Origin of the sequence: Aurantiacibacter suaedae, from assembly GCF_005434915.1 — a bacterium.
In the GTDB taxonomy this organism is placed as follows: domain Bacteria; phylum Pseudomonadota; class Alphaproteobacteria; order Sphingomonadales; family Sphingomonadaceae; genus Alteraurantiacibacter; species Alteraurantiacibacter suaedae.
Genome location: NZ_SKCG01000002.1, coordinates 753347 through 779635, shown reverse-complemented (window position 1 = coordinate 779635; position 26289 = coordinate 753347). Strand labels below are relative to the sequence as shown.

Sequence of the window (26289 nt, the reverse complement as noted above, 5' to 3'; positions counted from 1 at the left end):
TTTGGACCATCAGGCATTTAAAAGAAGAATGCGAACTAGCAACCAAATGATGCTTGCTCCTTTATCAATTGACGAAAGCGGCTGCATACTTACTTTTCTTCATAAGCAGATAGGATATCGATTAGCTCAATACCCTGCGAACCACCACTCCACGCCTCGAACTCTTTGATCTTTGCAGCCGCCAACAGGATTTTCCAGATCGCCTCGACGTCCGTATGTGCCTTGTCTATAAATGACGGAGTGATAGCCTTTACCCACGCAGGTTCATACTTGCGGAGCACCTTCTTGAACTCACTATCTGTGCCCTCTGCGATCCACTCGCGAGGTTCTGCCTTCTGCGCCTTGGGGTGAGCGAGCATGTTGCGGAGATCGCTCAACTCGGTTGTTGTCGAGTATGGGCGTTTGCTCCAATCAATTTGAATGCCTGTCAGCTTGCGGATTGTCTTGATCTTATCCCGAACGCTGGCCCACTCGAAATTCGCCCATTCGTCTGGTTCGCCATCGAGTAACTTCGCGCCGATGAAATTGACGTAGCCCTCAAGCGAAAACGCGATCATTGTCACACAGGCTATCATGTCGAGGAAGATGCGGTCTGTACGCTCGTCGTTTACGATCGCCTTGTTGACCCGCTCTCGAAACAACCGAGCGGCGTTCGATAAATCGTTGTGCGGGTAGTCAACCCAATTGTTCGTGATTCTAGCGCGAATGCGGGGCTGTTGGACCGTAGGTGGAAGCTTAGTCATCACAACAAATTATGCCAGCCAAGCATCCTTCACCAGCCAAAAGTCGCAATATTCACCTTCACCCCATTTCGGTCATATCCACCGCCGCTCAGCCTGAGCCTGTCGAAGGCTACGTGCACCCCGTGCCTCGCCCTCCTTTCGACTTTACGCATATTCATGTCATCCGTGTAGTTAGTACAGTAGCTCCCATTGCAGCGCGGGATTTTGGCGAAGAAGAGCAGCGCTGCGGGCTATCCTCAGCGCATAGCCTTCGACAGGCTCAGGCTGAGCGAGTGTGATGTGGCAAGGCGTCCGGGTACAAGGCGCGAACGGCTGCTTCCCCGCGTGGTCCCGCTCTAAATCTACCACCCGCTCTCAGGCGCAAACGGCGCAGCCACCTCGGCGGGCACGCGCATCACCCGGAACGTGTCGCGCGCGACCATCGCCCAGCTTGTCTTGGCGCGCACCAGTTCGCGGCCCTCGGTGTCGGTGAAGGTAAAGTAGCGGGTGAAGCGCGCACCCCTCGGCCCCTCGCGGATTTCGGTCAGGCCCGTTACCTCGGCCCCTAGCTGCACGTTGCCGCGATAGTCGATCTCGTGCCGGGTCACGACCCAGGCATAGGCGTCCACATGCTCCGGCAGAGCATCGGCCAGCCAGTGCGCCACCGCCAGCTCCTCCATCCAGCGCACCCACACCGCGTTGTTCACATGCCCGTTGGCATCGATGTGCTGTGGCTGCGCGGTGAAAGTCTGCTGGTAGCGGTTGCTCACTCGGCCACCCCGAGTTGCCACAGGATGAAGGCGACCTCCTCGGCCACTTCCTTCAGCCCCTCGAAGCGCCCGGTCTTGCCCGCGTGGCCTGCGCCCATGTTGGTCTTGAGCAGCAGCGCGTTCTGGTCGGTTTTCAGCTCGCGCAGGCGGGCGACCCACTTGGCGGGCTCCCAGTAAGTGACGCGCGGATCGTTCAGGCCCGCCGTCACCATCAGCGGCGGATAGCCTTGCGTGCGCACCTGATCGTAAGGCGAGTAGCTGGCGATGAGGTCGAAGGCAGCCACGTCCTCGACCGGGTTGCCCCACTCGGGCCACTCGCCCGGCGTCAGCGGCAGACTCTCGTCGAGCATGGTGTTGAGCACGTCGACGAAGGGCACATGCGCCACCACCGCGCCGAACAGCTCGGGCGCCTGGTTGATCACCGCGCCCATCAGCTCGCCGCCAGCCGAGCCGCCGCTCGAACTGATCTTGCCATTCGCGGTGTAGCCCAAATCGATCAACCCGCGTGCCACGTCTTCGAAGTCGTTGAAGGCATTGGTGCGCTGCTCGCGCTTGCCCGCGTTGTACCAGGCGCGACCCAAGTCGTCGCCGCCGCGGATATGGGCGATGGCATAGGCAAAGCCCCGGTCGACGAGGCTCAACCGCGTGGTCGAGAACGAAGGATCGATGGCAATGCCGTATGCGCCGTAGCCATAAAGGTGCAGCGGGCCGCCAGCAGCGCGATCCTTGCGGTAGACCACGCTAACCGGGATTTCGGTCCCGTCGCGCGCGGGGATCATCAGCCGCTCGCTGGTGTAAAGCGAGGCGTCATAGCCGGAGGGGATCTCCTGCACCTTGCGCACCTCCAGCTCGCCGGTGGCGAGGTGATAATCGTAGACCGTGCGCGGCGCGACCATCGAGGAATAGACGAGCCGGATCGTGTCCACGTCCCACTCGGGATTGCCGACAAGGCTCGCCGAATAGGTCGCCTCGGGGAACGCGATCGGCTTGCCTTTAAGCGGCGCGTCGTAGGAATGGATCGCGATCTGGTCGAGCCCGGCCAGCCGTCCCTCGGTGACGAAGAAGCCTTCATAAAGGTCGAAGCCGGTGAGGTAGAACTCGTCCGAACCGGGGATCACCTCTTCCCAGTTAGCCGGATCGCTGAGCGTCGCCTTGGCGAGGCGGAAGTTGATATGGGTGTCGTTAGCCCAGATGTAGATCGTGTCCCCATGCACATCGACGCCGTATTCGACCTCTTCGCGCGCGGGCTTGACGACAATCGCCTCGGCCAGCGGATCGGCCGCGGGCACCAGGCGGACCTCGCTGGTGGCATGGTCGCCGGTGGGCAAGATCAGCCAGTCGCGCTTGCCCGACAGCGCCACGTTCGCGGTAAAGCCGGTGCGGTCCTCGTGGTAAATTTCGGCATCATCTGCCGCATCGGTGCCGAGCCGGTGAACGAGAATCGAATCGACCCGCCACTGCGCATTGGCACGGCCATAGACGAGCATCGTATCGTCCGCCGCCCAGACCAGCGAGGTATTGGTATCGGGAATCTCTTCGTTCAGCATCTCGCCGGTGACGAGGTCGACCACCTTCGCGGTGTAGCGTTCCGAGCCGTTGGTATCGACCGAATAGGCGACCAGGCGCCCGTTCTCGCTCACCGAAACGTCGTTGAGGCTGAAGTAATCGTGGCCCTCGGCCAGCTTCGGCCCGTCGAGGTAGCACTGCGCCTCGCCGCCTTCCGCCGGGCGCCGCCAGTAACGCGGATATTCGCCGCCTTCCTCGTATTCGGTCCAGTAGACCCAGTCGCCATCCTTCTGCGGCACCGAGCTGTCGGCCTCCTTGATCCGCGCGCGCATTTCGGCGAACAGCGCATCGACCAGCGCCTTGCGGCCACCCATCTGCGCCTCGAAGAAAGTGTTCTCGGCCTTCAGATGGTCGAGCACCTGCGGATCGTCGATCTCCGGATATTTCGGATCGCGCAGCCAGGCGTAGGGATCGCTGATCGTGCGGCCATGATGGCTCACCTCGTGCGCCCGCTTCTCGGCGACCGGCGGCAACACTTCGCTATTCATGCTCTCCTTGTTCTCGTTCACTGGCGATCCTTGTTATCTGGCCTTGGTATCTGGCCCGCGAGGTTGCGGGAGGCCTTTCGAGAGCCGCGCTACCGAAATGTCAACATTGCGGCCCTATCGCGCCTCGCGTCATGCACGGCGCAACAGGCAGGGCTGGCTTTGACAAGCTGGGCGAGATAACGCTTCGTCCCGCAGTGCAACACAGCGCGAGGAAAGATCTGACATGAGTGACGGCGAAAAGGTTCCGGTTCTGGTCACTGGTGGCGCGGGATACATCGGCAGCCACGCAGTTCTGGCGCTGAAGCATGCAGGCTGGCCTGTGGCCGTGATCGACAACCTGACCACCGGCTTCCGCTTTGCCGTGCCCGATGGCGTGCCGTTCTACGAAGGCGATATCGAAGACGCCGCCTTGCTGGCCCGCATCTTCGCCGAGCAGGGGACGAAAGCGGTCATGCACTTTGCCGGGTCCATCATCGTGCCCGAATCGGTCGAGAACCCGCTCAAGTATTATCACAACAACACCGCGAAGAGCCGCGTGCTGATCCAGGCGGCGGTGACGGCGGGCGTGCCCCATTTCATCTTTTCGAGCACGGCGGCGACCTATGGCGTGCCGGAAAGATCGCCGGTGCGCGAAGACGATGCGAAAAGCCCGATCAATCCCTACGGATGGTCGAAGCTGATGACCGAGCAGATGCTGGCCGACACCAGCGCGGCCCATCCGATGAACTTCTGCGTGCTGCGCTATTTCAACGTCGCCGGCGCCGATCCGCAAGCGCGGACCGGCCAGTCCACCGCAGGCGCCACCCATCTGATCAAGGTGGCGTGCGAGGCGGCCCTGGGCAAGCGCGATAAGGTCGGCGTGTTCGGCACCGATTACGACACACCCGATGGCACCGGCGTGCGCGACTATATTCATGTCAGCGACCTTGCCGCTGCCCATGTCCATGCGCTCGGGGCACTGGTCGGCGATCCCGCCAGCTCGCTGACCATGAACTGCGGCTACGGCCGCGGATTCTCGGTGCTGGAAGTGCTCGATGCCGTAGACCGGGTGACCGATAGCAAGGTGACCCGCGAGCTGTCGCCGCGCCGCGCGGGCGATCCGGCGGCGCTGGTCTCCGATCCTGCGCGCATAAGAGCGACCTTGCCCTGGGTTCCGCAATACGACGATCTCGACACGATCATCACCCACGCGCTTGCCTGGGAAGAGAAACTGAGCACGATCCGCGCCGAATAGCCGGGCGCACCAGCCGCGCGGTTCGTCATTTCTATGACACGGCGAACCGCGAAGACCTGTCACGGCTTGGGGCAGTTTGACACATGATCTTCCCATTCCCACCCGCGGTCCCTAAGGGTACGCCGCAGTGCACAATTCAACGAGGAATATCCTACGATGCGCGTGACAATGATCGGCTCGGGCTATGTCGGCCTGGTTTCGGGGGCTTGCTTTGCCGACTTTGGCCATGACGTCACTTGCATCGACAAGGACCAGACGAAGATCGACGCGCTGAAGCAGGGCAAGATTCCGATCTACGAGCCTGGCCTTGAGACGCTGGTCGAAAACAACGTGCGCGCGGGCCGCCTGACCTTCACCACCGAGCTGGAAGCGGGCGTGACCGACGCCGATGCCGTGTTCATTGCCGTGGGCACCCCGTCGCGCCGCGGCGACGGCCATGCCGACCTCAGCTATGTCTACGCCGCCGCCGAGGAAATTGCGCGAAACCTCAAGGGCTTCACCGTGATCGTCAACAAGTCGACCGTGCCGGTGGGTACGGGCGATGAGGTGGCCCGGATCATCAAGGAAACCAACCCGGATGCAGAGTTTGCGGTGGTTTCGAACCCCGAATTCCTGCGCGAAGGTGCGGCGATTGACGATTTCAAGCGCCCGGACCGGATCGTGATCGGCGGCGACAATCCGCGCGGCATGGAAGTGATGCGCGAGATTTACCGCCCGCTCTATCTGAACAAGTCGCCCATCGTCGAGATGAGCCGCCGCTCGGCCGAGCTTACCAAGTATGCCGGCAACGCTTTCCTCGCCACCAAGATCTCGTTCATCAACGAAATCGCGGACCTGTGCGAAAAGGTCGGCGGCGATGTGCAGGATGTCGCGCGCGGGATCGGGCTCGACAACCGCATCGGCCCCAAGTTCCTCAACGCCGGCCCCGGCTACGGCGGCAGCTGCTTCCCCAAGGATACGCTGGCCCTGCTCAAGACCAGCCAGGACTACGACGCGCCGCAGCGCATCGTGGAAGCGGTGGTGTCGGTGAACGACAACCGCAAGCGGGCCATGGGTCGCAAGATCATCCAGGCGCTCGACGGCGATGTTCGCGGCAAGACCGTTGCCCTGCTCGGCCTCACCTTCAAGCCCAACACCGACGACATGCGCGACAGCCCCGCAATCGCCATCGTGCAGACGCTGCAGGATGCCGGTGCGAATGTGAAGGTTTACGATCCGCAGGGCGAGGAACAGGCCCGCCTCGTGATTCAGAATGTCGAATATTGCGCCTCGCCCTATGAGGCGATCGAGGGTGCCGATGCGCTGTCGATCGTCACCGAGTGGGACGAGTTCCGCGCGCTCGATCTGCGGCGGGTGCTGACCATGCTGAAGCAGCCGGTGCTGGTCGACCTGCGCAACATCTACGACCGCGATCAGGCCGAAAGCCTGGGCTACACCTATGTGGGGATCGGCCGCTAAGCCTCCCCGCGCCTGATCGATTGCGGCAAACCTGCGGGAAGGGCCTTCTGGCTGCCCGCAGGTTCAGCGCCGCCCGGAAAACCAGACGCGCCTTAGGCAGACCCTTGCCTGGCTTCTTCGTAGTGGCGGCGCATGTCGCCCAGCCGGACCAGGCAGAACTCGCGGGCGAAACGGTATGGCCGCGCGATATCCCCGTCAGTCCACTTCCATAGCAAATGCGATCGCTTGCCGAGCCGCTCTTGCGGCGCTTTCGTATGCAGCAAAGTATCCGCCCAGCGCGACTGGTCATCGCTATTTGGATTCGCTCCCTTCTTTGCGATGAGGAAGGTCGCGTTCGCAAGGCCGGTTGCGAACTGCCACAGGCGCGAAACTCCGATTTCGCGCGCATAGGCGTCGTAGGACGCGCGCTGATCGTCATCCAGCGCCGCCGTGACGACGAGAAGCTCATGCGCATAGTGTAGCCACACCTCACCGCTTCTCAGCGCCTTGCCCAGGCTGCTGGCGGTGAGCATTGCCGCATCCATATCGCTCATCACCGGGATCGCGCGGCCACCGACCTTGGCCATCCTGGCCGAGGCGAGAATCCGCTCGATATCCGTTGGCGCCGGCGTTCCGGGCTGCCTGACCTTGTGATGAAGGTCGACAGTGGTTCCACCGTTCACCGGCAAATGCGGCGATTCGCCAAGATATTCATGCCACCAGGCGTTCTGGGCCGAAATCGGCGAAAAGAATCCGTTAGCCCCAAGCACATCGATGGCAGAGCGGTAGTCGGCACTGCGCACGAGAATATCGGTATCCTGCGCTGGCCGGACATCCCAGCGGCCATAGAGCGCATGCGCCCTGAGCACGCCTTTCATCGACACCACTTTGATGCCGTGCGTGCGCAAGATGCTGCAAATCGTTGCCGTAACCCCCAGGTTGGCCATGCTGCGAAGGAGACAGGCCTCGCGCTTGGCCTTCACCTTGTCCTCGCGACTCGGCGGAATCGCGATTCGCGCCCTGCTCATCCCCTCCGCCACAAGCAGCAGACACTTGTTCTCTTCGGCCAGGTCCAGCACCGCAGTCCAGTCGGTATCACGCTGCCGCCACGGCGCATCCTCGCCCGGATAGACCCATTGGCGCAAGGCCCCGAGCAAGGGCTCCAATATTTTTATACGAGCGTTATCAGTCATTTGTTCCACAAGGCCTCACCTTGTTCACGGTCTTACCGATTCGTAGCCAAGACCGATACGGCCTCATCAGCATAGCAGCCTTATGGCACAATTATGTCCCACTATAGGACCGTTGCTGCAACGCATCAAAATATGGTTGCCAAGCCGTTAACTCTATGTGATCGAGGCCCTCACAAGATTCTGGCAGCTCGCGCTCAGGGCCGGGAGACTCATTTGAGGTCGCAACACACTGGCGCGGTAAGATGAATGTTTTCAATTGCGTAGATAATGGAGGCTAATTATGGCCAAGAAGACTTACGAAGCTCCCAAGTTCGAAAAGCTCGGCTCGTTCGAAGCGATGACCAAGGGTTCATCGACCGGTAACACCCTCGACCAAGCGTTCCCGGTTGGTACACCGGAGGAGAATCTGACCTTCTCGTAAGGGCAGCTCACCAAGAAAAACGGCCGCTTCGGCGGCCGTTTTTTTGGTCGACGCCGCGCAGCCGAGCACTTGTGCCATCCCTGCGTTCGGGATACAGCACAAGTTGATGAATTCAGGGGATTCAAGCGCTATGTATCGTCGCTGCGAGGATCTTGTGGTGTGCGATCTGGATGGCGGAAGCGCATTGCTCGATCTCAATACGAGCACCTATTTTAAGCTGAACAGCACCGCCAGCTTCATCTGGGAAAAACTAGGCGATCGGCCTATGGATGCCGATATGATCGCCGAAGAGATGATCCAGGTCTATGATGTCGACAAGGCCGTGTGCCTGCCTGACATTCAGAACGTTCTTAAAGACTTGGCAATGGCGAAGCTGATCACGGATCAACCCTAGATGAACGTGCGGCGTGCATTCGTCTTGGGCTCCAGACATTTTGGATTGCTTTGCAAGGCACTGGCCGTGGTCGTCACGATGCGGCTTGCCCTGCTGGTGACAAAGCAACGGCGCATCGCGCGGCATATCAAGGTTATGCCCGCTCCTTCTAGCCCGGTTCGTTCTCCATACACGCTTGCTTGGGCGGTTCGGAACACCGCCCGCGTCGTCCCCTATGCCCATTGCCTTACAAAAGCGCTGAGCCTGCAATATCTGCTTGGCCGCAATGGCATGACCTCGACCATCCGCGTCGGCGTACAGATGGGCAGAAACGGCAGGCTGGAGTCGCACGCTTGGCTTCTGCACGATGGTATCGTCTTGTTGGGAGGCAGCGAAGATGAACTTGCCGCCTTCACCAAGATGGTCGACCTGAACCCGTCATAGGATGGCTGGGTTCGCCCTCGCCTGGTCCCGCTCGCAAAGCTCGCTGTCCTTTGCGTGCCTGAACAATAGCGCATCGTGCGGCGAAACGGTCCAAAGCGCGGTCTTCGCCGCCATTGATCGCCCACGACGGCTGGAACTGGCCGGCAGTTGGCGTGCAGATAACGCCGCAGACCTCATTCATGAGCTGGGTCTCACGGCTGCCGCGACGCCTCAGGAAATTCTCGCTGCGGGATGGAGCAAGTGGAACACGCAGCTGGCTGATCGGCTGCGTGGTCCGTTCGCCATCGCAATCCTTCAAATCGGCAGCAACAAACTCTACGTGGCGCGCGATTTCATGGGCGTCGAACCGCTGTTCTTCGCGCGAACGGCCGACGGGCTGGCGATGTCGTCTTCTCCCGGCGTGGCCCGTGCGCTGGCCGATGGTCCCGATACGGTCAGCCTGCCCGCCGTTTCGAGCTTCCTCGATGGCTTTCCCGCCAACAAGACCGGCACCTTCTACAATCACGTTTCCCGGCTGGCCCCCGGCCACTGGATGACGATCTCGCCATCGCAAGAGCGGATCGAACCCTACTGGACAGTTCATGCCATCGAAAATCGGCCCGCGCCCGCCGATACGGCAGAGCGCTTTCGCGACTTGCTTGACCGATCGGTGGCCAACTGCGCCAAGGATGCGGGAAAGATCGGTGTGTTGCTGAGTGGCGGGCTGGATTCCTCCGCCATCGCCGGTTCTCTCATGCAGCGTCCTGTCGATCGGTCTAAGATCCAGTCATTATCGCTCACCTATCGTGGCAACGATGGCTGGGCGGACGGCAAATATATCGACGCGCTGCGCGCCTATTTTCCGATGGATCACCACAGTTTAGCAAGCGAGGAACACGATCCGCTGGCGACGCTGGAGACATACTTCCCTGTGCTGGACGGACCGAGCTTCGGCTATGGCCTGTCGGTTTCCAACCGCCTGCTGCCAATGGCGGCCGACTTGGGGTGCACCTCGTTGTTTCATGGTCACGGCGGCGACGAAGTCGTTAGTTATGGCACCGGGCGGCTGAACGAACTGGCGCTGCGTGGGCAGTGGTGGCAGTTGTGGAGAGAGGCCGAGGGCGCAGCGTGCCTCTGGGCGAGGCCGCGCTGGCGTGTCTTCGACCGCTATCTTTTTCACCGCCGCGAACGGCGCTGGCTGGATCGCAAGATGAAGCGCTTGCACGGTCGCTCGTCAGCGGATGCTGCGGCAGAAACCGAAGTGCGCAGCGACGAGCTGCTCGCCCATCAACCCGCTGACGAACATCCCGTGTCGCAGCTCTCGCACGCCAGCCATACCGAGCGCGATATACAGGAAAGCGCCATTGCCTCGCCGCTCCAGCCGCATGCGCTGGAGACTCTCGAGCTGAGCGGGCGGCATCACGGCCTGCAGATCCGCCTGCCGTTCTTCGACCGCGACCTGCTCGAATTTTCGGTCAGTCTGCCATCGGACTGGAAGCTGCGAGATGGATATACCCGCTACGTGCTGCGCAAGGCGATGGAAGGCCGTGTGCCCGATAGCGTGACCTGGCGCCGCGACAAGAACGACTTCACGAGCGACTTCAAAATCGGGCTGATCGAGCGCAGTCCGAACCTGCGCGAACTCGCGTCAGCGTCCAACAGCGATTTGCAGGGCCTTGTAAACCCGCAATGGTTCGAAAAAATCTGGTCCAAAGTAGCACACGGCGGATCATCGATAACCACTCCCGATGCACGCGCGCTATGGCGCGTTGCAGTGCTGGCGATGTGGCTCGGCAGCGACCGGCGCCCGCAAGCGCCGCCAAAGTTGCAGCCGATTGGAGTTGAGGACAATGTCTGACCAAAGCAGGGGGCTTTACGACGCATTCGGCCTCACGATCGAAAGCGACATCCCCCTCAAGGAACTTCGCCACGCCTCTCCGGGCGCGGTTCCCGATATACGCTTCATCAATCATCCGATCGGGCGCGACCTGCCCGGACGCGAAGATGGCATTGTGATGGACTATGCCGATCCGGCCGGCACGGTGATGGCCTGGCCCGACGTCGCGGCCTTCCGGCTGGTCGACAAGAGCACGGTCTGGGTCGAAAAATACCCCGAGGTGCCCGAATCCTATGTCGCCTTTCCGATTCTCGGCCCGATCATGGCCTGGATGCTGAACTGGCGCGAATTCTTCGTCATCCATGCCAGCGCCATCGACATCAATGGCAAGACCATCGCCCTGATGGGCGACAAGATGGCCGGCAAGTCCACGACGGCGGCCGCTTTCGTTCGGGCAGGCTATCCGCTCATCACCGACGATCTGCTGGCGATCACCTTCGATGAAAGTGGCAAGCCGGTGTGTCACCCGGCCTTCCCCCAGCTCAAGCTGGCCGACGACGCGGCGGCGAGCATTCAGGTCGAAGGCGCCGAGGCTTTGCCGCTCGTCTACGAAGGCTTTTCCAAGCGCCAGCACAAACTGGCCGCCATGCGCACCGAGAAGGCCAGCCTCGACTGCCTGGCAACGCTTGACCGCGGCGGCAGCGAACCGGCGCTGCATACCTTCGACACCCCTGCCGCGATCGCCGCCATCAACCGTTTCAGCTACATGCCCAGGTTCGCCGACGCCCCCTGGACGCCAGCCGACAAGGCGCGACACTTCAAGGCCTGCGCAACGCTGGCCGACAAGGCCAGGGTCGCAAGGCTGCAAATCCCGGACGCCCTTTCCCGTCTGCATGAAACCGTGGAGCTTGTCGCCAAGGCGCTCGATCGGATCGAGGCATGATCGCCAGCCTCAAGCGATTTGTCGCCTTCCTCTGGCGGCTTACCAACGGGCGCATCGGTGTCGCGCTGGCACTTAACGTGCTGGCGAGCTTTACCGAAGGCGTCTCGCTGTTCCTGCTCATCCCGCTGATCGCCACGATTGACGCCGGGCGTTCGGGCCAAACGATCGACGTTCCGATCATCGGCGAACTGATGCAGCGCTTTCAGCCCAGCCTTGGGCTGCTGCTGGTGGGTTTTGTCGTACTCATCTTCATGCAGGGCGCGCTGATCCGGGCGAAGACATTGTATCTCGCCACCGTCATGCATCACGCCATCGACCGGGTGCGGCAGGCCTTCTTCGTGCGCGCGGGCAATGCGCAGTGGGAGGTGCTCCAGCAATCGCGCGTGTCGGACCTGAACAACATGCTCACGGTCGAAACCGGGCGTGTGCAGATCGCGGCATCGAACCTGATGGGCTTGCTTCAAGCGCTGATCCTGCTGGCGACCTATTTGGCGATGGCCTTGCTGGTCTCTTGGCAGATGGCGCTGTTCGCCGTCTTCATCGGCCTTGTGATGTTTGCTGCGCTATATCCGATCCGCCGCCAGGCGACGCGGTTCGGGCAGGATGTCGGCCAGATGTTCCGCGAGCAGAACCGCACCCTGCTCGAATTCCTCACCGGCATACGGGTGGCCAAGTCGTTCCTGATCGAAGACGCCTATGCCAAACGTTTCTGGCAAAGGCTGAGCCTGATCCGCAAGTCCACGCTGCGCTATAACCGCATCAGCACGCTGGGAACATTCAGCTTTCAGGTGATGAGCGCGATTGCGGCCGCGTCTTTCATCTGGGTTGCCGTGGAAGTGGCGCAGCTCGATTTCGGGCGGCTGATCGTTCTGCTGCTGATCTTCCTACGCCTGGCCCCACGCTTCGGGGCGATCCAGGAATCGATCCAGAACCTGCTGTCCAACCTGCCCGCCTTCGACAGCTTCCGCGAACAGACCACGGTATTCGCGCAGGCCGCCGAGCCGAAGGGCAGGCGCAGCGAAGCCGCCCCGCCGTTTACCGACGAAATCCGGCTTGAAGGCCTGTCGCTGAGCTATCCCGGAACAGCAAAGCCGGCCCTTGAGGATGTTAATCTCTCGATCAAGTTCGGCCGCATCACCGCGCTGATCGGGCCATCAGGCAGCGGGAAGAGCACGATTGCTGATCTCGTCATGGGCTTGCTGCGTCCGACCGAGGGCAGAATCTTGGTCGACGGGGTGGAGGTCACCGACAAAAACCGCCGGGCCTGGCGCGGTTCGGTTGCCTTCGTGCCGCAGGAAGCCTTCCTGCTCCACGATACGATCGCCGCCAACCTGCGGATCGCCCTGCCCGATGCCAGCGACGAACTGCTGTGGTCAGTGCTCGATCAGGCCAAGGCACTGCCTTTCGTCGAACAGCTTTCGGACGGCCTGCAAACCGTTGTCGGCGAGCGTGGCACCCGCCTTTCGGGCGGCGAGCGCCAGCGCATCGCCCTCGCCCGTGCTCTGCTGCGCAATCCCAAGCTGCTTATCCTCGACGAGGCCACCAGCGCGCTCGACTGGGAGAACCAGCAGAAAATTGCCGCCGACATTGCGGCCATGCGCGGCAAGGTCACGATCCTGACCGTTGCCCATCGCCCCTCGATGATCCGCTTCGCCGACGACATGATCGCGATCGAAAACGGGCGTTGTGTAGAAAGCGGAACATTTGCCGCGCTGGCCGCCGATCCGCACAGCCGCCTCGCCGCCATGCTGCGCGGCGAAGGCGCGGATATGTAAGCGGGCGCTTACGGCCTTATATCCTCAAAGGCCGAAGATCAGCCGCAGCTCTGCCGGTTTGCAAAATCCTCCGAAAAAGAGATGCAATCGACCGTCATTACCGCGGGCAATGTCGCCGGGTCGAACGGTCCGACCCAGGAGGTCAACTGCTGCGAGCCCCACAGCGATGCCATGATTTTCTGCTTCTTGATCGGCAGCGGCAGCCCTTCGCCAGTGGCCTCATGAGCCAGCTCGCCGTCGACATACCAGCGGATATACCCCGGTTGCCAGTCGAACCCGTAAACATGGTCTTCCGCCGTGGCATCGTAGCCCAGTTGGTGGATGTGCGAGACCTTCTCGCCGTCGCGGAAATAGGTGAACATCACCTCGCGCGGCTTCGATCCAAGGATTTCCACATCGATCTCGTCCCAGGGATCTCCGAACGATGGTCCGGTATATGTGAAGAACCCGGATACCGTGCCGCTGGCAGGAGCGGCGCGCATCTTCACCTCGTAATAGCCATGGCCATACTTGCGCCGGGTCTGCACTTCCCCGCCCGAAAACTCGGCCTTATCCGTTTTCTTGCGGGCAAGTGTCAGCCGCAACTTATCATCGAAGCGCACTTGCGAGCGACGCCAGTCGTTAACGGCCCAGTCTCCGTTCCGCCAGCCGTGGGAAACGAACCACAGTCGTTCGTTCTCACTGTCGAAGCTATCGACAAAAGGAGGGCCGCCCACGAGGCGCTCTTGCGTGGCCGTGTTCGTCGGCCGGGGCACCGCCGGCTGATCGACCGTGCGACCTCCCGCAACAGCAACGAGCGAGACAAGCGCAGCGGCGCCCAGGGCAAAGGTAGCCAGGATCCCGGATGTTTTCATGCCGGAAAGATTGAAGCTTTGCCGGCCGATGTCAAATGGATCGCGCTGTCAAGCGACCGGACGCCCGCGCTTCACGTCCAGACGCGAAGGACGCGGCTTCGACGAAATAAGTCGCCGGGCCACAGCGCCATCCCTGCGCAGACCGACAGCGAACAGCGCGTACATCGTCACGGTCGTGAAATGCATGGGATCGTAACCGATCACCTCGAACGGCATTTTCACCGAGAAATAGAGGCAGAGGGTAAAGGCAAGAATACTCGAAAGTTCGGGTGTTCTGAGCGTCTTGGACAACAGCATGGAAACACCCGCAGCCGCCATGACCGCGGCGACGCCGAGGCCGACGTAGCCCAGGTGGATAACGATCTCCATAACGGTATTATGGAAATTGAAGCCCTGCTGACTCTTGATCCCCATCATGGCCCATAAGTAACGCGCATCAATATTATCATGCAGCCAGAAGGCGTTATATCCCAGGCCCAGCCAGGGGCGTTCGGCAATGAGATTGCTGCCAAACGCCCAAAGGTCTGATCGTCCGGTTAGCCCTGCATCCTTTCCGCTCGCGTTGAGCACGAGGTCGAAGATCGGTCCCAGCCACCATTGCTGGGTGATCAGGGCAAGCACGGCGGCCGAGGTCGCGCCGATAAAAATCCCGCCCCTCACCTGCCGCTCGAAGCGTTCGGAAACGAGCCAGGCGATCAGGCATCCCGATGCCAGGATCGTGGCGATCAGCGCGCCGGTCGCCCGGCTCGATACGAGTAGCCAGCCCAGAATCGGCAACAGCGCGATGCTTGCAAACCCTGCTGCCCGGCGGTTGCTCTTGAACATCGAGCGGATGAAAACGATCGTAACGAGCGTTGCCACCCCTGCCATGTCCCCGGAGGCGTTTTTCGATCCGACCAGGCCCGCATAGGCGTCGCCCGCCCCCTCGCCCCAGCCGACCCATCGTCCGAACAGGATGCTTGCGACCGAGTAGACTGCAAATGCCAGGAAATGCCCATTCACATAGGCAGATCGATGCGTCCCGCCGCCAACGATAATTCCGGCGAAGGCGGTGATACAGTAGAGCAGCCCATACCTCAGCGTGGTAAGCGGCACATCTGACCAAAGCGCCGACAGCATCACCATCGCCGGAAACAAAAGCAGCGGCCAGCATTCCATCACCATGGCGGGAAGCCGCTCCCACCTCAGCACGCAGAAGGCGCCCACGGCGCCGAATACCACAAGAACCGTAAGCGGCCCGATCAACAGGTTGAACAGAATCGACGCGAAGATCCCGGCGACGATCAAAGTGTCGAGCCAGGGGGAGCGGCGGTCCAGTTCGAACTCGGGGCGGCGGGCGCGAGTCCGCCCCGATGGCATCGGATGCGCGGCCATCAAGCTGCCTGGCGCTTTATCGCATCCATTTGCAACCGGCCTTAGAAGTACCGCTCACCCACGCGGATGGTGTCGCCAGGCTGGATGTAAACAGTCCGGCCGGTGTCCAGGTCGTAGGTAAATTCGCGGTCCTCGCCGACGCGGCGGATAAACACCCGGCTGCGGTCGGCGCGATAGGTATAGCCGCCGGCCACGGCAATGGCCTGCGTCACGGTCAGCTCGGGCTTGAACGTGAACTCTCCCGAATTTCCGACCTCGCCAAGGACGTAGAAAGGCCGGTAGTTCAGCACTTCCACGTTGATCCGCGGATCGTTCAGATAGCCGTTCGAAAGCTCGTCCGTGAGCATCTGCGATAGCTCGCTGGCCGACTTGCCCGCGGCGGGAACATCCCCCAGCAGCGGGAAGGAGATGTCACCCGCCGAAGTGACGACATATTCCTTCGTCAGTGCGCTTTCGCCGAATACGGTGATACGGAGCTGGTCTGCCGGCGCAAGGGCGTAAGTCGGCACGGCATAAGGATTGGGCGCTGCGGGCGGAACGCTCGTCGCACAACCACTCAACAGGGCAATTGTGACCAGGCCGGGAAGGGCCACCGCTCTCAGCCAACTCTTCATGGGAACCTCATTATTTCCGGCCGCGCGTCGACCATCCAGCGCGATGGCAATAGGGAACTCTCCCCTTCCGGGCAAGCTGTCTGCGGACCGCAACCGAGATGAGCCACAAGTCGCACCGGACGCAGCATGGACTACGTTCGCGATCCGTCGAAGGCGGTCGAAATGCGTTTGCGCCAACGCACGGCCAGAGCCGACAGCGGCATCGAAAAGTGCCGCGCAGCGGAAGGATTGCGCAGAATCGCTCCTATCGCAGCAACCACGCGCCGCTGTTTCAGCGCCTCTATCGCCTGCGTGAAAGCAACCGCCTCCTCGATCGACCGATACCGCCTGCGATAGGCCGGGGTCAGACGCCCCATGCGCACGATGTCATCGCGCAGATCCCGCTCCGCTGCCAGCATCCGCTGGGCGTTCGCGAGCGAGAGCCGGTGCGAGATCGAATGCGCGTGCTTGCGATATCTGTAGCCCGCGCTTGGCAGCAGTCTGTAATCGGCACCGCCGAGCAGAAGTTGCGCGATCAGCTCGTCATCCTCGCCGATCCGCAAGTCCGGCCGGTAGCGATGTTTTCCGCCCTCAAAAACAGACGCCCGGATTATGGGCTTGAGGAAGCCCAGGCTCGCCTGCTGCCCGAACATCACGGTATGGCGAAAGTAGGTGTCGAGATCGATCACGCCGTCATCGGGCAGACTGGAACCATCAAGAAACCGCGCGGTCGGGATATCTTCGCCGAATATGGTCAGATCGTCGGCCACAAGATCGGCCCGATGGCGTTCGCCAAGCGCGATCATCGCAGCAAACCGGTCGGGCTCGATCACATCGTCGCTGTCCAGCACCGCGTACCAGCGACCGCGCATGTTTTCGATGGCGATATTCCGCGCCCCGCCCGGTCCCTGGTTTTCAGGCGTCTGAAACACGCGAATTCGCGAATCGGAGGCGGCGCGTTCCCTTGCATAGGCAAGGCTCTTGTCGGAGCCGTGATCGTCGACAATGAGGACTTCGATCGTGACCCCGCGCTGCTGCAAGGCGCTGTCGATCGCCTCGGGCAGATAGGGCATGGCGTTAAAGCAGGCGATGGCAACAGATACGTCTGGCTGCGCTGCGTTTTGGCGGATAGGGGTCACGAGCTGCGTATCTGCCAGAAAGATGCTACAATTTTGGCCTGACAACCCCTCGTCGAACCGACATACGGGCGCCCATGACCATGCTCAACCCGTTCCGCACAAGGCTGCCGCGCACCGCCGAGGGCGAGCGGATCTATGCCGTTGGCGACGTTCATGGGCGTGTCGACCTCCTCGTCAAGCTGTTGAACCTTATCGTAGACCATTACCCGGCCATGCAGCCGGCCCCGCGCAGCGTCACACTCGTGTTCCTGGGCGATATCATCGATCGCGGGCCGAGCAGCGCCGCTTGCGTGCGTGCCGTCCATAATCTGTGCAAGGGCCCCGGCGCAACAATGCTTCTGGGCAATCACGAGGACATGATGCTCGCCTCGATCGATGGCAATCCGGAAGCGCAGGCCGCCTGGTTGCAGAACGGTGGGCTCGCCACCTTGCAAAGCTACGGCATCGCTCCTCCCAGCGCCGACGAGGACTCGTTCGACTTCGGCGAACGTCTGGCGCGAGGGATTCCCGATGATCACGTGACTTTTCTGAGGTCGCTTGAAACATCCTACCGCAGCGGGTCCTATTTCTTCTGCCATGCCGGGGTTCGGCCCGGGGTCTCGCTTAACAAGCAGATGCCGGAAGATCTCTATTCCATCCGGTCGGAATTCACCGATTCCCAAGCGTGGCACGGCGCTGTGGTGGTTCATGGCCATTCGATTGTCGATGGGGTGGAAATTCGCCGCAACCGCATTGGCTGCGACACCGGGGCCTATGCCAGTGGGCGCCTTTCCTGCATCTGCCTGCAGGACGATCTCCAGGCGGTGCTGCAAACGTAAGGCTTCAGAGCGGAACCAGCGCCAGTTTGGCTGCCTGTTCTGAACTTGCCAGGCACCGCGCGGTGCCCGTCTGCTGCCACTTCGCGCAATTCCAATATACCTGCTGCGTCCGGTCTCTGAGCGTCTGAACATAGATCAGATCGGGCGGCATCGAGGTCATCCCTTCACGGTCGAGCTGCCATGGCCGCTCGCTTCCCGGCGCCCAGCCGACCACCCGGCACTCGGCATTCCCCTCACAGGCGGCCACGGCATCGAGCGCCCAGCGCCCCGGCGTTGTTCCCGCCGCAATCGGCTGCACGATCGGGCGGGCATAGGAAACAGTCGGCACCGCCTCGGCGGACGAGCGCCCGTTCGCAACCAGATTATCGAAGACCGAAAGATCAACCGCCAGCGCCTCGTCGTCCGGGGTGACATCGGCAATGGCATGGGCCGGATCGTAAGCCGCAAGCTGGCTGACCAGCGGTTCGACCAGCGATGCGCGCGCGCGGAAGGCAGGCGCCGTTCCCCAAACGCCCTTCCAGCGGAAGAACAGGTGCGTATCCACTGCGGTTAGCTTGTCGAGGTTTTCGCTCCAGTAAGGCACCACCCAGTCGGTGTGATAATGCGTGGCCCAGCCCACCCGCTCATCGACCTGCTTGCCGAGCATCTTTTGAGCAAGCGCCTTGGCCCGCGCCAGCGCCGCCTCCGACGGACGCCAGCGGAGCAGCGAGCCATCGCAGGTAAAACTGAACTGGCATCCCGTTGCCCGCTCTGCCCCCTGAAACACCACGCCGCAAACGGTGTTGGGCCAGGCCGGATGGCGCACGCGGTTGAGCACCACCTGCATCACCGGCCGCTGGTCGTCCGCCGACCCGCCAGCCTCGTAAAGTGCGGCAATCGCGAGACAGGTGGCGGCCCGCTCGCGGTCAGGGCCGGTCAGGCGCGAATCGAATGGTGCGGCCGCCGCGCTGGGGAGCGTGGTGAAAGGCCGAGCGTCGTTGATTTCCTTAGCCGTCTTCGCCTCGATCGGCATCAGCTTGTCGGCCGAGAAATCCGCCGCATCATGGATGACCTTTTCGAGCGGAGGCGCCTCGTGGTCATCATCAGCCGCGACCTTTGGGGCCGATTCGCCCCACCAGCCGGATGGCGCAAGGTCCACTCCGCGAGCGCCGACCACCGCCAGCGCAAGGGCGATTGCAAGCAGCGCGAAGACGAGCGCCACTAGCGTCAGGACCGAACGGCGATAATTAACCATTGTGGTGAAAAAACTTTCCTACACGAGCCAGGGCTGCCTAGCGTTCCCGCGAATCAACCGCAGGAGTTTATCATGGACCGCTTCAAGAACAGCAGCGACTCGGTTTCGGATCCGGCAAGGTCGCTCGCAACGATCGACGCAACCTCGTCAGCAACTCTCAATAGCACGCCCAAAGCGCTTTTCATCGGCAGTGGCGGCGATGTCTCGATTCGGGCCATCGACGATGACGAAGCCGTGACGCTGCGGAACGTCCCTTCGGGCACGATCCTGCCCGTTCGCGCGATGCAGATCGACCCGGCACGGACCACCGCGCGCGACATTGTGGGGCTCTATTGATGCGCAACGCCCTATCGCTGGACCTGTCATCGATCAGGCGGATTGCGGGCGAAGTCCCGACTGCTCCGCCGCCGCCGCCGCCTCCGCCGTACGCACCCAGCGGCACACGGTGGGACTATCGCGCCCTGTCTTCGGGCGCCGTAGCCTCATGGGCAAGCAATGATGGCTTACAAACGCTGGCTCAGAGCATGGCGGGAAGCCAGCCCAGCAAGAACGCCGACGGTGTTAGCTTCGACGGGACGGATGACATCCTGTTCGACGCCAATCGTCGCCCGGCTTACATAGGCACGCACATACTCGGCGACGACATAACCTGCACCGGCCTTGCCCGCGCACCCGACAAAACGTGGTGGATCATAGGCCATCCGGTCGGCCAGGCCTATGCCAGGATGCGCTTGTATCACTACAGCGCCGATCTCTCGACACGCCTGGGCTATGTCGAGACCACGCTCGGCGGCGTGCAGGGCGCGGCCTACGATACGGACGACGATACCTTGTGGCTGGGGCACTTCGCCAAGGGGGTCATGCATATCGCGCTGGATGGCACGGTTTTGCCCGATGGCATCTCCCCTTCGGACCCCGGGATGACCTGGGACACTGCGGGGGGCATCGCGATAGATCAGGCGAGCGGCCACCTTATCATCTGCGAGGACACATCCGGCAACGCGATCCAGATCATCGACAAGCGCGACAAGTCCGTCATCAAGAGCGGCACATATTCGGAGACCGACAAAGACCACCTGTTCTTCGATCAGGATTCGCGCCTGCTTATTGCCACCGCAGGGGGCAATGGCTCGCCGGGCAACGCGATTTTCTTCGGCATCGACGGCACTAACTTCATGGAAAAGATTGCGCGCATCTCGCTTCCGCAGGTTCTGGCTATCGAGGGCATCGTCTACGACGAGGGCAAGCTGTTCGTCTGCGACGATCAGCACTATCACGCCACTGCCTCGGGCGAAAACGCCATTCAGGAATACGCCTGCGGCCAGATCGCCGGGAGAGTGCTGGACATCTACGGCGTCATTTCCTTCGCCAGCACCACCCCGACCGATGCGCTTTTCGTTTTGGGGGATCCGTTGTCATCGCACGGTGCCGGGCTGTATGTCGCCGGGGAAAATGCGCTGCAACTGCGCGCCAAATCATCCTCCGCCCCAGGCGCTCCGGCCACGAACTTTCATGGCTTGCCCAACATGGCAAACCCGAGGATCGTTTATGCCCGGATCGACACCATCAGCGACGCGTTCACCCTGTGGGTTGATGGCAGCCTCATCACGGATCGTACGGATTACGGCACCCTGTCCAAGTTCTACGGACCGATCTGTGACCGTGTTGGCCTTACCATCGGTGCAGCACACGAGGGTTCAGACACCCGGTTCCTGCCTTTGACAACGCGCAGCCTTGGTTACGCGCTGCGAAACACGGGCTTTACCGATGACCGCGAGAAGATCGAAGGCTGGCTGGCGCACGAGTTCGGCCTGATCGCCAACCTGCCGAGTGGCCACCCCTACAAGGCGACCGCGCCGTGATCACCACATAGCTTCGAGCCGATCGCGCGCGCATTGATCGCATAACGCCGTCGCCTCGCATCGGGCCACATCATAAGGGCACCGATGCACGGGGCGACGGCCAAATCGGTGCAGAAGGTGCCTGACGAAAGCCGAGGTAAGCATGAGGCGGCTGCTCTCGCCTTCTTCAGCCCCGTTTTGCGTCACCATCTCAGCCAACCTCGCTCGCTGCTCCAGGAGCGCGGAAGCTAGATGGTCGCCGTCGCAATCCTAGGTGCAGAATGCTCCATTATGGTGAGGTTTGGCTGAAAGTCGCTCGTAAAATTCTACATGCACCTGATCGGACGCAAATACGGCGTCGAGCGCCGTCAGCAGGCGCGGGTAATCGGCCCATTACCAGACATAGGGCGTGTCGTAGAGGCGTTCGAAGAGGGAATTGTCGTCACCGCGCAGGGCCAGATCGAACCGCTCCGTGTTGATTCGACGAAAATGGCGAATGGCGGAAAAGGCGCGTTGCACCGGGTCGCGCAGGAGCACTACGATCCTTGGCTCGAAGTGCGGCGCCAGCAGATCGCGGACAACCTCGAGATCGGAGGCAGAAAGCGCACCGTAGGCTGGCGTAATCTCGCCCACTACAGCCGCGTGGCGAGCCCGGTCCACAAAATAGTTCAGGTAGTGCTGCGGATCGGCAATCATCTCCAACCGATCACCCGGAGTCAGATTGTATCCCGGCTTGCGCTCCAGACCGATCCGTTCGGCGAGCTTCCTGCGCTATCCCCGCCGCTCGTGCTCGAGCTGAGCCTTGGCATGAAACTCTCCGAAAACGTCCTGTCGCAACATGGCATCGAAGACATGCAGTTCTTTGGGGGACGGCTGGAACACCTCCGGATAAGTGTTATGATGGTTGGAAAGCCATGTCGATCCGGACTTCTGGGTTCTCACGCCGAGGAGAAACCGCAGCATCATGTTATCGTGGTTTTGCAATGCGTTCTCCCTTTGCCGTTTTGCCAGGCCAGCCTAGCATCGCCGGAATTTTCCGGTCGAGCGAACGGATTAGCCGCCGCATCGGCTCTTCATAAAAGCGGAACATCAGCGCTGCGAGGAGTAGCGTGACGCTGACGATAATGGCAAAGCTCAGCCACGTGGGCTCGATCGTCCCTGTATACCGGGCCAGGATGCCCTGCGTAAATCGGTGGAGCAGATAGGTTCCGAAGCTGATCTCTCCCAGCCACACCAGCGGAGAAAGGCTGAGCACCCGAGCAACAGGGCTGACGGGCGCGACCACGCTAAACAGCACCATACACCCCGCCATCAGAATCGCGAACGTATTGGTATAGGCGTTAACCCCGTGGATGGCGGCCGCGGCGAAGGCGAGCATGGCAAGCGGCAGGCCACCCCCCGCCCACTTCTCAAGCAGCCGTGGAGGCGCATCGGCGATGCGCGCCACAATCATCCCAAGCACGAAGATGTGAAGATAGCGCAAAGGATCGATCCGCCCGTCGAAGAAATAGGCCGCAACGGCGAGAGGGACGTACAGCAAGATCAGCACTTGCAGATTCAGTTTTCCGCGCGCGAAAGCGAACCAGAAGACCGGGAACATCGCGTAAAAATGACATTCGACTGCGATGGTCCAAACCGTATATGCGTCACCCAGCAGGACCAGGTGGCGATCCACCTGCCAGCTTTTCATCCAGAAAACATTGATCCCGAAAAAGCGATCCAGCAGCGCTGCCGCAACAATAAGCAGCGCGAACAGCGGATATATGCGGGCAAACCGCGCGATGGCAAAACGCCAAACCTGCACCGCAGTGAACTCGCGAGCCAGATATAGTCGACCCATGAGAAATCCGCTCATTACGAAGAAAAGCGTGACCCCCAGTGCACCGCTAAATTTAACGGGCGCCGTATGGTGAATTACTACAATCATCGCCGCCAGACCGCGAAGGCCATGGAGTGGCTTGATTATTCCCTGGTCACGCCCCCTGACCATATCGACCCCATCTATTTATCCTGCTTTTCTTGACGCTAGCGCCTCCGTCCGGCTTTCACAACAGTCGAAAAATTCCATTTAGCCGCAAGCGAGTGACAAACGACGAAATCTCGGAAATTCTTAATTGGAATGCACCGACCATGCTTCACGAATTGCTCGGCAACTTTCGTCTTTACTTCGGCTTTCTCCTGCCGCGTTCTGAGCACACGATTCCAGGCATCGAAGGCTTCACGATGCGCTTGGTCCACCTGGAGAAGGTCTTTCGCGCCAATTGTTCCGAGCTGCGATCCATGCCAGAATTCATTGATCTGAAGCAGCAAATCATCGTGAACAGAAGTGCCCGTCAGCCTCTCGTACGACCTTGCCGACACCCTGGCCCGGCATTCCTGCTGCCCTGACCAGTTCTTTTTCGAGATGCTGTTGGCCGAAGTTCGGAACCGATAAAGCACCTCGTCGATCTGGCCGAACATCGTGTGGTGGCTCATCCGTTCCCACAGGTCATAGTCCTGGGCAAAACGGAAACTCACATCATATCCGTTGACCCGATCATACAGAGCGCGCGTGTACATGACTTGCCCGTGGCCAGCCATGACATTGAAAAATGGCATGAAGAATGCGACGCAGGCACTGGGAAAGTGTAGCGGCGCAACGTCGAACCGCTTCTTTCCCGCCTCGTCCATGAACTCGATGTTCGCGGTGACCAGCTCTATCTCGGGGTGCGATTCAAGAAAGCGAGCCTGCTTCTCCAGCCGTGTCGGAAAGGAGATGTCGTCGGCATCCATCCTTGCGATCAAGCGGCCTTGCGAGGCATCTACCCCGCGCACGAGCGATTTCGTGAGGCCGATATTCTCTTGGGTGAATACCCGGATGCGGGGATCCTTCGCCGCAAAATCGGCAAGGATCGCAGGCGTCCGATCGGTCGAACCATCATCGATGATGACGAACTCGAAGTCGCGGAAAGTCTGATCGAGAATGCTCGCAATGGCTTCGGCGAGGAACTTTTCGCCGTTGTATACAGCCATAACGACACTGACCGTCGGCTCTTTTGCCGATGATGCCGGACTGGGAAGACTACTGGGGGTCGGCGTCGGCATCGCAAAGATCCATTTTCAAGGCTTGACGGTGGAGCGAGGAATCTGACTCGATTTCGAATTAAGGGTCGTTTCGATGCGCCGTCTGGAAATCGAGCGCACCGCGATAATATCCGTACCTCTGCAAGTGTGGCAGCCAAGCTTGCGGACATGACGAAAACCGGGCCCACTGATAGGCGATCCAGTTTTGTGCCGTGAGGCGCCAAAGCCACAGGGGAGCCCCCATCAGTGTGGGTCCACTCGAAGCGGGAAACGGCTTGCCCATGAATTGGGCGAGCCCATAGTGCGCGAGGGCAGCCCACGTTTCTCCCGCTGATCTGTGGTACGTCAGAATGTAGTCGCACGACTGGCGCTGCTCCACAATGTGATGGTCGACCACCGTATCAGGGACATAATAGGCCTTGCCGCCCTCCGCGCAGATCGCGCGAATTACAGCGGTTTCCTCGCCAAGTCTCTTGAAGCGGGGAGAAACGCCGAGTTCGGGATGAAAGCTGTGGCACTTCTGTTCCTTCATGCGCAGGGCGAAGTTCGCCCCTATCGGCCACTCGCCTGCCTTCGTGTCTAGAGGCTTCGGCTCGTCGCCGAGGTCGCAGCGGGCGAGCAAATCCGTCAACAAATGGCGATTGTCGAGGAACCACGCGGGTGTTTCCCCCTCGAGCACAGGAAGAACCCTTCCAGCAAAAATTGCGCCATCCGGATGCCTAACGAAGGCATCGAGATAGCCCTTCAACCAATTGGAGTGGGGATGTGTATCGTCGTCTGTCCAGCATATGTACTCGCCCGCCGCCTCACCGACGGCCCGATTGCGAGCGTACGAAACCCCGTGCCTTTCCTCTACCAAGAGCCGGATCGGCAAGCGATCAGCAAAGCTCAGGATGACTTGCTGCGTATGGTCGGAGCTTCCGTTATCGACAACAAGGACTTCCCACTCCAGATTTTCTGGCACGATCACTTGGGTCAGCGCTTGGAGACCGCGCCGGAGCTGCTCCGCCCGGTTCTGCGTGCAGATCGCAACCGTAACTGTCGGCAGGTCGCTATTGTTCATGTCCCACTCCTCCACGGCGCTGTGAGCTGGAGCCTTCTGAAACCAGACGATTCATTGCAACTTCCAGCTCTTCCAGCCCCTCGCTTCGCTGCTGGGCTTCGGCGAGTGCCGTTCGCTGCAATTCCCTGAAGAGGTGCTCATCGTTCCACAGCCTGCGCAGCGCCTCGGCCCATGCATCAATGGGAGCATCGGCAGGCAGCACGATCCCGCCGCCACCTATCGCTTCCGGCAATCCGCCCTGGCCCGAGCCCACCACAGGTATGCCGCTGACTTGCGCCTCGGCCGCAACCCGGCCGAACGCCTCTTGCCATTGGCTCGGAGCAAACAGGATGCGGGTCTGCGCATAGATCGCTCGCATGTCCGACACCGGAGCGAGGCAACGCACATTGGGCAAACCAGCAAGCTGATCCGCCCAGGTTCCCAATTCGTCTCCGCCTTCGGGCACATTTCCGACGAAAATAAACGGTATCTCCGCACAGCGCCGGGCAACCGCGATAGCAACCAGCAAACCCTTATGAACATAAGGATTTATGAATGCGACCGATTGCCCCGTTTGCTTAACCAGATAGCGTTCGCGCCGGATGTAAGGGTAGATGACCGAAGGGGCCGCGCCAAAGGTGTCGCGGTAAAAAGATGCCGTGAACTGCGAATTGGCGATCACAGGGAGATCGGCAATCTCGCCGTAATCCCCGTCATGAAACTCGAGTTCGACATCGTGGACCTGCACCAAGACAGGCAAACCCGTACCCTTTGCCGCCTTGGCCGCGGGAACGACCTTGCCGCCCATGACGATGACGATATCGGGCATTTCCGCATCGCAAACCTCGGGGATGGCAGCCACTGGATGCCAACTGCGCCAGACGCGATATCCCGGAACACGATCGAAGGTGAGTTTGGAGCGCCCGGCCAAGGCCCGCAACTTCATGGCAATCGAGGAGCGAAGTCCGAACAGCGCACCTTTGCGAAAGCCCGCCAGAACCGACACCTCGTGGCCACGCTCGATCAAGGCAGAGCACAGCTGATGCAAGGTCACCGACATGCCGCCCACGGACTGCGGCATGTAATAGTGCGTGTTGATGAACAGGATCTTCATTTGGTCCGAATCGCAGAGCTTCGCACGACGACGTT

Annotated in this window: 26 protein-coding genes; 11 read left to right on the top strand and 15 right to left on the bottom strand. The window is 61.0% G+C overall.

Annotated features, from left to right (window positions below; all coding sequences use genetic code 11):
- Positions 1-89: 89 nt before the first annotated feature.
- The 3 genes from E0473_RS10120 to E0473_RS10110 form a co-directional block, all read right to left on the bottom strand.
- Complete coding sequence (locus E0473_RS10120; RefSeq protein WP_137680722.1) at positions 90-743, bottom strand: hypothetical protein; 654 nt, start codon at positions 741-743, stop codon at positions 90-92.
- 341 nt (positions 744-1084) lie between these two features.
- Complete coding sequence (locus E0473_RS10115) at positions 1085-1492, bottom strand: acyl-CoA thioesterase (RefSeq protein WP_137680721.1); 408 nt, start codon at positions 1490-1492, stop codon at positions 1085-1087.
- Positions 1489-3546: a S9 family peptidase gene (locus E0473_RS10110; RefSeq protein WP_137680928.1), complete on the bottom strand. Its 2058-nt coding sequence runs from the start codon at positions 3544-3546 to the stop codon at positions 1489-1491. Before E0473_RS10110 ends, E0473_RS10115 begins: the two co-directional genes overlap by 4 nt.
- A 223-nt stretch (positions 3547-3769) precedes the next feature.
- On the opposite strand from E0473_RS10110, the gene galE reads away from it, so the two are divergent.
- Both galE and E0473_RS10100 read left to right on the top strand, forming a co-directional pair.
- Positions 3770-4780, top strand: coding sequence for a UDP-glucose 4-epimerase GalE (gene galE, locus E0473_RS10105; protein ID WP_137680720.1), 1011 nt, complete (start codon positions 3770-3772; stop codon positions 4778-4780).
- 156 nt (positions 4781-4936) lie between these two features.
- On the top strand, positions 4937-6238 hold the full coding sequence (locus tag E0473_RS10100; protein WP_137680719.1) for a UDP-glucose dehydrogenase family protein: 1302 nt from the start codon (positions 4937-4939) through the stop codon (positions 6236-6238).
- Positions 6239-6330: 92 nt separating this feature from the next.
- Here E0473_RS10100 and E0473_RS10095 read toward each other — a convergent pair whose 3' ends face one another.
- Positions 6331-7410, bottom strand: a complete 1080-nt coding sequence (locus E0473_RS10095) for a nucleotidyltransferase family protein (protein WP_137680718.1) — start codon at positions 7408-7410, stop codon at positions 6331-6333.
- A gap of 280 nt (positions 7411-7690) precedes the next feature.
- On the opposite strand from E0473_RS10095, the gene E0473_RS10090 reads away from it, so the two are divergent.
- Genes E0473_RS10090 through E0473_RS10065 form a run of 6 tightly spaced genes read left to right on the top strand, consistent with a single transcriptional unit; the run spans position 7691 to position 13182 of the window.
- Positions 7691-7831 (top strand): lasso RiPP family leader peptide-containing protein, encoded by a 141-nt coding sequence (locus E0473_RS10090; RefSeq protein WP_137680717.1) that lies wholly within the window; start codon positions 7691-7693, stop codon positions 7829-7831.
- Positions 7832-7874: 43 nt separating this feature from the next.
- Positions 7875-8225 (top strand): PqqD family protein, encoded by a 351-nt coding sequence (locus E0473_RS10085; RefSeq protein ID WP_137680716.1) that lies wholly within the window; start codon positions 7875-7877, stop codon positions 8223-8225.
- Entirely contained in the window at positions 8226-8648 is a 423-nt protein-coding gene (locus E0473_RS10080; protein WP_137680715.1) for a lasso peptide biosynthesis B2 protein, read from the top strand. It abuts the gene before it with no gap.
- Position 8649: 1 nt separating this feature from the next.
- A complete protein-coding gene (locus E0473_RS10075) occupies positions 8650-10485 on the top strand; it encodes an asparagine synthetase B family protein (protein ID WP_137680714.1) in 1836 nt (611 codons plus the stop codon).
- Positions 10478-11407: a phosphoenolpyruvate carboxykinase (ATP) gene (locus E0473_RS10070; protein ID WP_137680713.1), complete on the top strand. Its 930-nt coding sequence runs from the start codon at positions 10478-10480 to the stop codon at positions 11405-11407. Before E0473_RS10075 ends, E0473_RS10070 begins: the two co-directional genes overlap by 8 nt.
- Positions 11404-13182, top strand: coding sequence for an ABC transporter ATP-binding protein (locus E0473_RS10065; protein WP_137680712.1), 1779 nt, complete (start codon positions 11404-11406; stop codon positions 13180-13182). The genes E0473_RS10070 and E0473_RS10065 overlap by 4 nt, the downstream gene beginning before the upstream one ends.
- Positions 13183-13220: 38 nt before the next feature.
- On the opposite strand, the gene E0473_RS10060 is transcribed toward E0473_RS10065, so the two are convergent.
- From E0473_RS10060 to E0473_RS10045, 4 genes are all read right to left on the bottom strand, one after another.
- Positions 13221-14036: a family 16 glycosylhydrolase gene (locus E0473_RS10060; protein ID WP_137680711.1), complete on the bottom strand. Its 816-nt coding sequence runs from the start codon at positions 14034-14036 to the stop codon at positions 13221-13223.
- 48 nt (positions 14037-14084) lie between these two features.
- On the bottom strand, positions 14085-15410 hold the full coding sequence (locus E0473_RS10055) for an O-antigen ligase family protein (protein WP_137680710.1): 1326 nt from the start codon (positions 15408-15410) through the stop codon (positions 14085-14087).
- Positions 15411-15451: 41 nt separating this feature from the next.
- Positions 15452-16024 carry a polysaccharide biosynthesis/export family protein gene (locus E0473_RS10050; protein ID WP_137680709.1) on the bottom strand — a complete coding sequence of 191 codons (573 nt, stop codon included), beginning with the start codon at positions 16022-16024 and terminating at the stop codon, positions 15452-15454.
- Positions 16025-16155: 131 nt separating this feature from the next.
- Positions 16156-17142: a glycosyltransferase family 2 protein gene (locus tag E0473_RS10045; protein WP_137680708.1), complete on the bottom strand. Its 987-nt coding sequence runs from the start codon at positions 17140-17142 to the stop codon at positions 16156-16158.
- 74 nt (positions 17143-17216) lie between these two features.
- Here E0473_RS10045 and E0473_RS10040 point away from each other — a divergent pair, with 74 nt between their 5' ends.
- Positions 17217-17960, top strand: a complete 744-nt coding sequence (locus tag E0473_RS10040) for a metallophosphoesterase (protein WP_137680707.1) — start codon at positions 17217-17219, stop codon at positions 17958-17960.
- 4 nt (positions 17961-17964) lie between these two features.
- Here E0473_RS10040 and E0473_RS10035 read toward each other — a convergent pair whose 3' ends face one another.
- Entirely contained in the window at positions 17965-19194 is a 1230-nt protein-coding gene (locus E0473_RS10035) for a cell wall hydrolase (protein WP_241657438.1), read from the bottom strand.
- Between the two features lie 72 nt (positions 19195-19266).
- Between E0473_RS10035 and E0473_RS10030 the strand changes: the two genes are divergently transcribed.
- Positions 19267-19530, top strand: a complete 264-nt coding sequence (locus E0473_RS10030) for a spike base protein, RCAP_Rcc01079 family (RefSeq protein ID WP_137680706.1) — start codon at positions 19267-19269, stop codon at positions 19528-19530.
- Between the two features lie 188 nt (positions 19531-19718).
- Entirely contained in the window at positions 19719-21056 is a 1338-nt protein-coding gene (locus E0473_RS10025) for a hypothetical protein (protein WP_137680705.1), read from the top strand.
- Positions 21057-21428: 372 nt separating this feature from the next.
- Here the strand turns inward: E0473_RS10025 and E0473_RS10020 are convergent, their stop codons facing one another.
- The 6 genes from E0473_RS10020 to E0473_RS09995 all read right to left on the bottom strand — a co-directional run bounded on the left by E0473_RS10020 (position 21429) and on the right by E0473_RS09995 (position 26254).
- Positions 21429-21731 carry a hypothetical protein gene (locus E0473_RS10020; RefSeq protein WP_137680704.1) on the bottom strand — a complete coding sequence of 101 codons (303 nt, stop codon included), beginning with the start codon at positions 21729-21731 and terminating at the stop codon, positions 21429-21431.
- A 75-nt stretch (positions 21732-21806) separates the two neighbouring features.
- Complete coding sequence (locus E0473_RS10015; protein ID WP_137680703.1) at positions 21807-22001, bottom strand: hypothetical protein; 195 nt, start codon at positions 21999-22001, stop codon at positions 21807-21809.
- A gap of 1 nt (position 22002) precedes the next feature.
- Entirely contained in the window at positions 22003-23025 is a 1023-nt protein-coding gene (locus tag E0473_RS10010; RefSeq protein ID WP_137680702.1) for an acyltransferase family protein, read from the bottom strand.
- 35 nt (positions 23026-23060) lie between these two features.
- Positions 23061-24119: a glycosyltransferase family 2 protein gene (locus tag E0473_RS10005; protein ID WP_137680701.1), complete on the bottom strand. Its 1059-nt coding sequence runs from the start codon at positions 24117-24119 to the stop codon at positions 23061-23063.
- A 58-nt stretch (positions 24120-24177) separates the two neighbouring features.
- Complete coding sequence (locus E0473_RS10000; protein WP_137680700.1) at positions 24178-25161, bottom strand: glycosyltransferase; 984 nt, start codon at positions 25159-25161, stop codon at positions 24178-24180.
- Entirely contained in the window at positions 25151-26254 is a 1104-nt protein-coding gene (locus E0473_RS09995; protein ID WP_137680699.1) for a glycosyltransferase, read from the bottom strand. Before E0473_RS09995 ends, E0473_RS10000 begins: the two co-directional genes overlap by 11 nt.
- Positions 26255-26289: the final 35 nt, after the last annotated feature.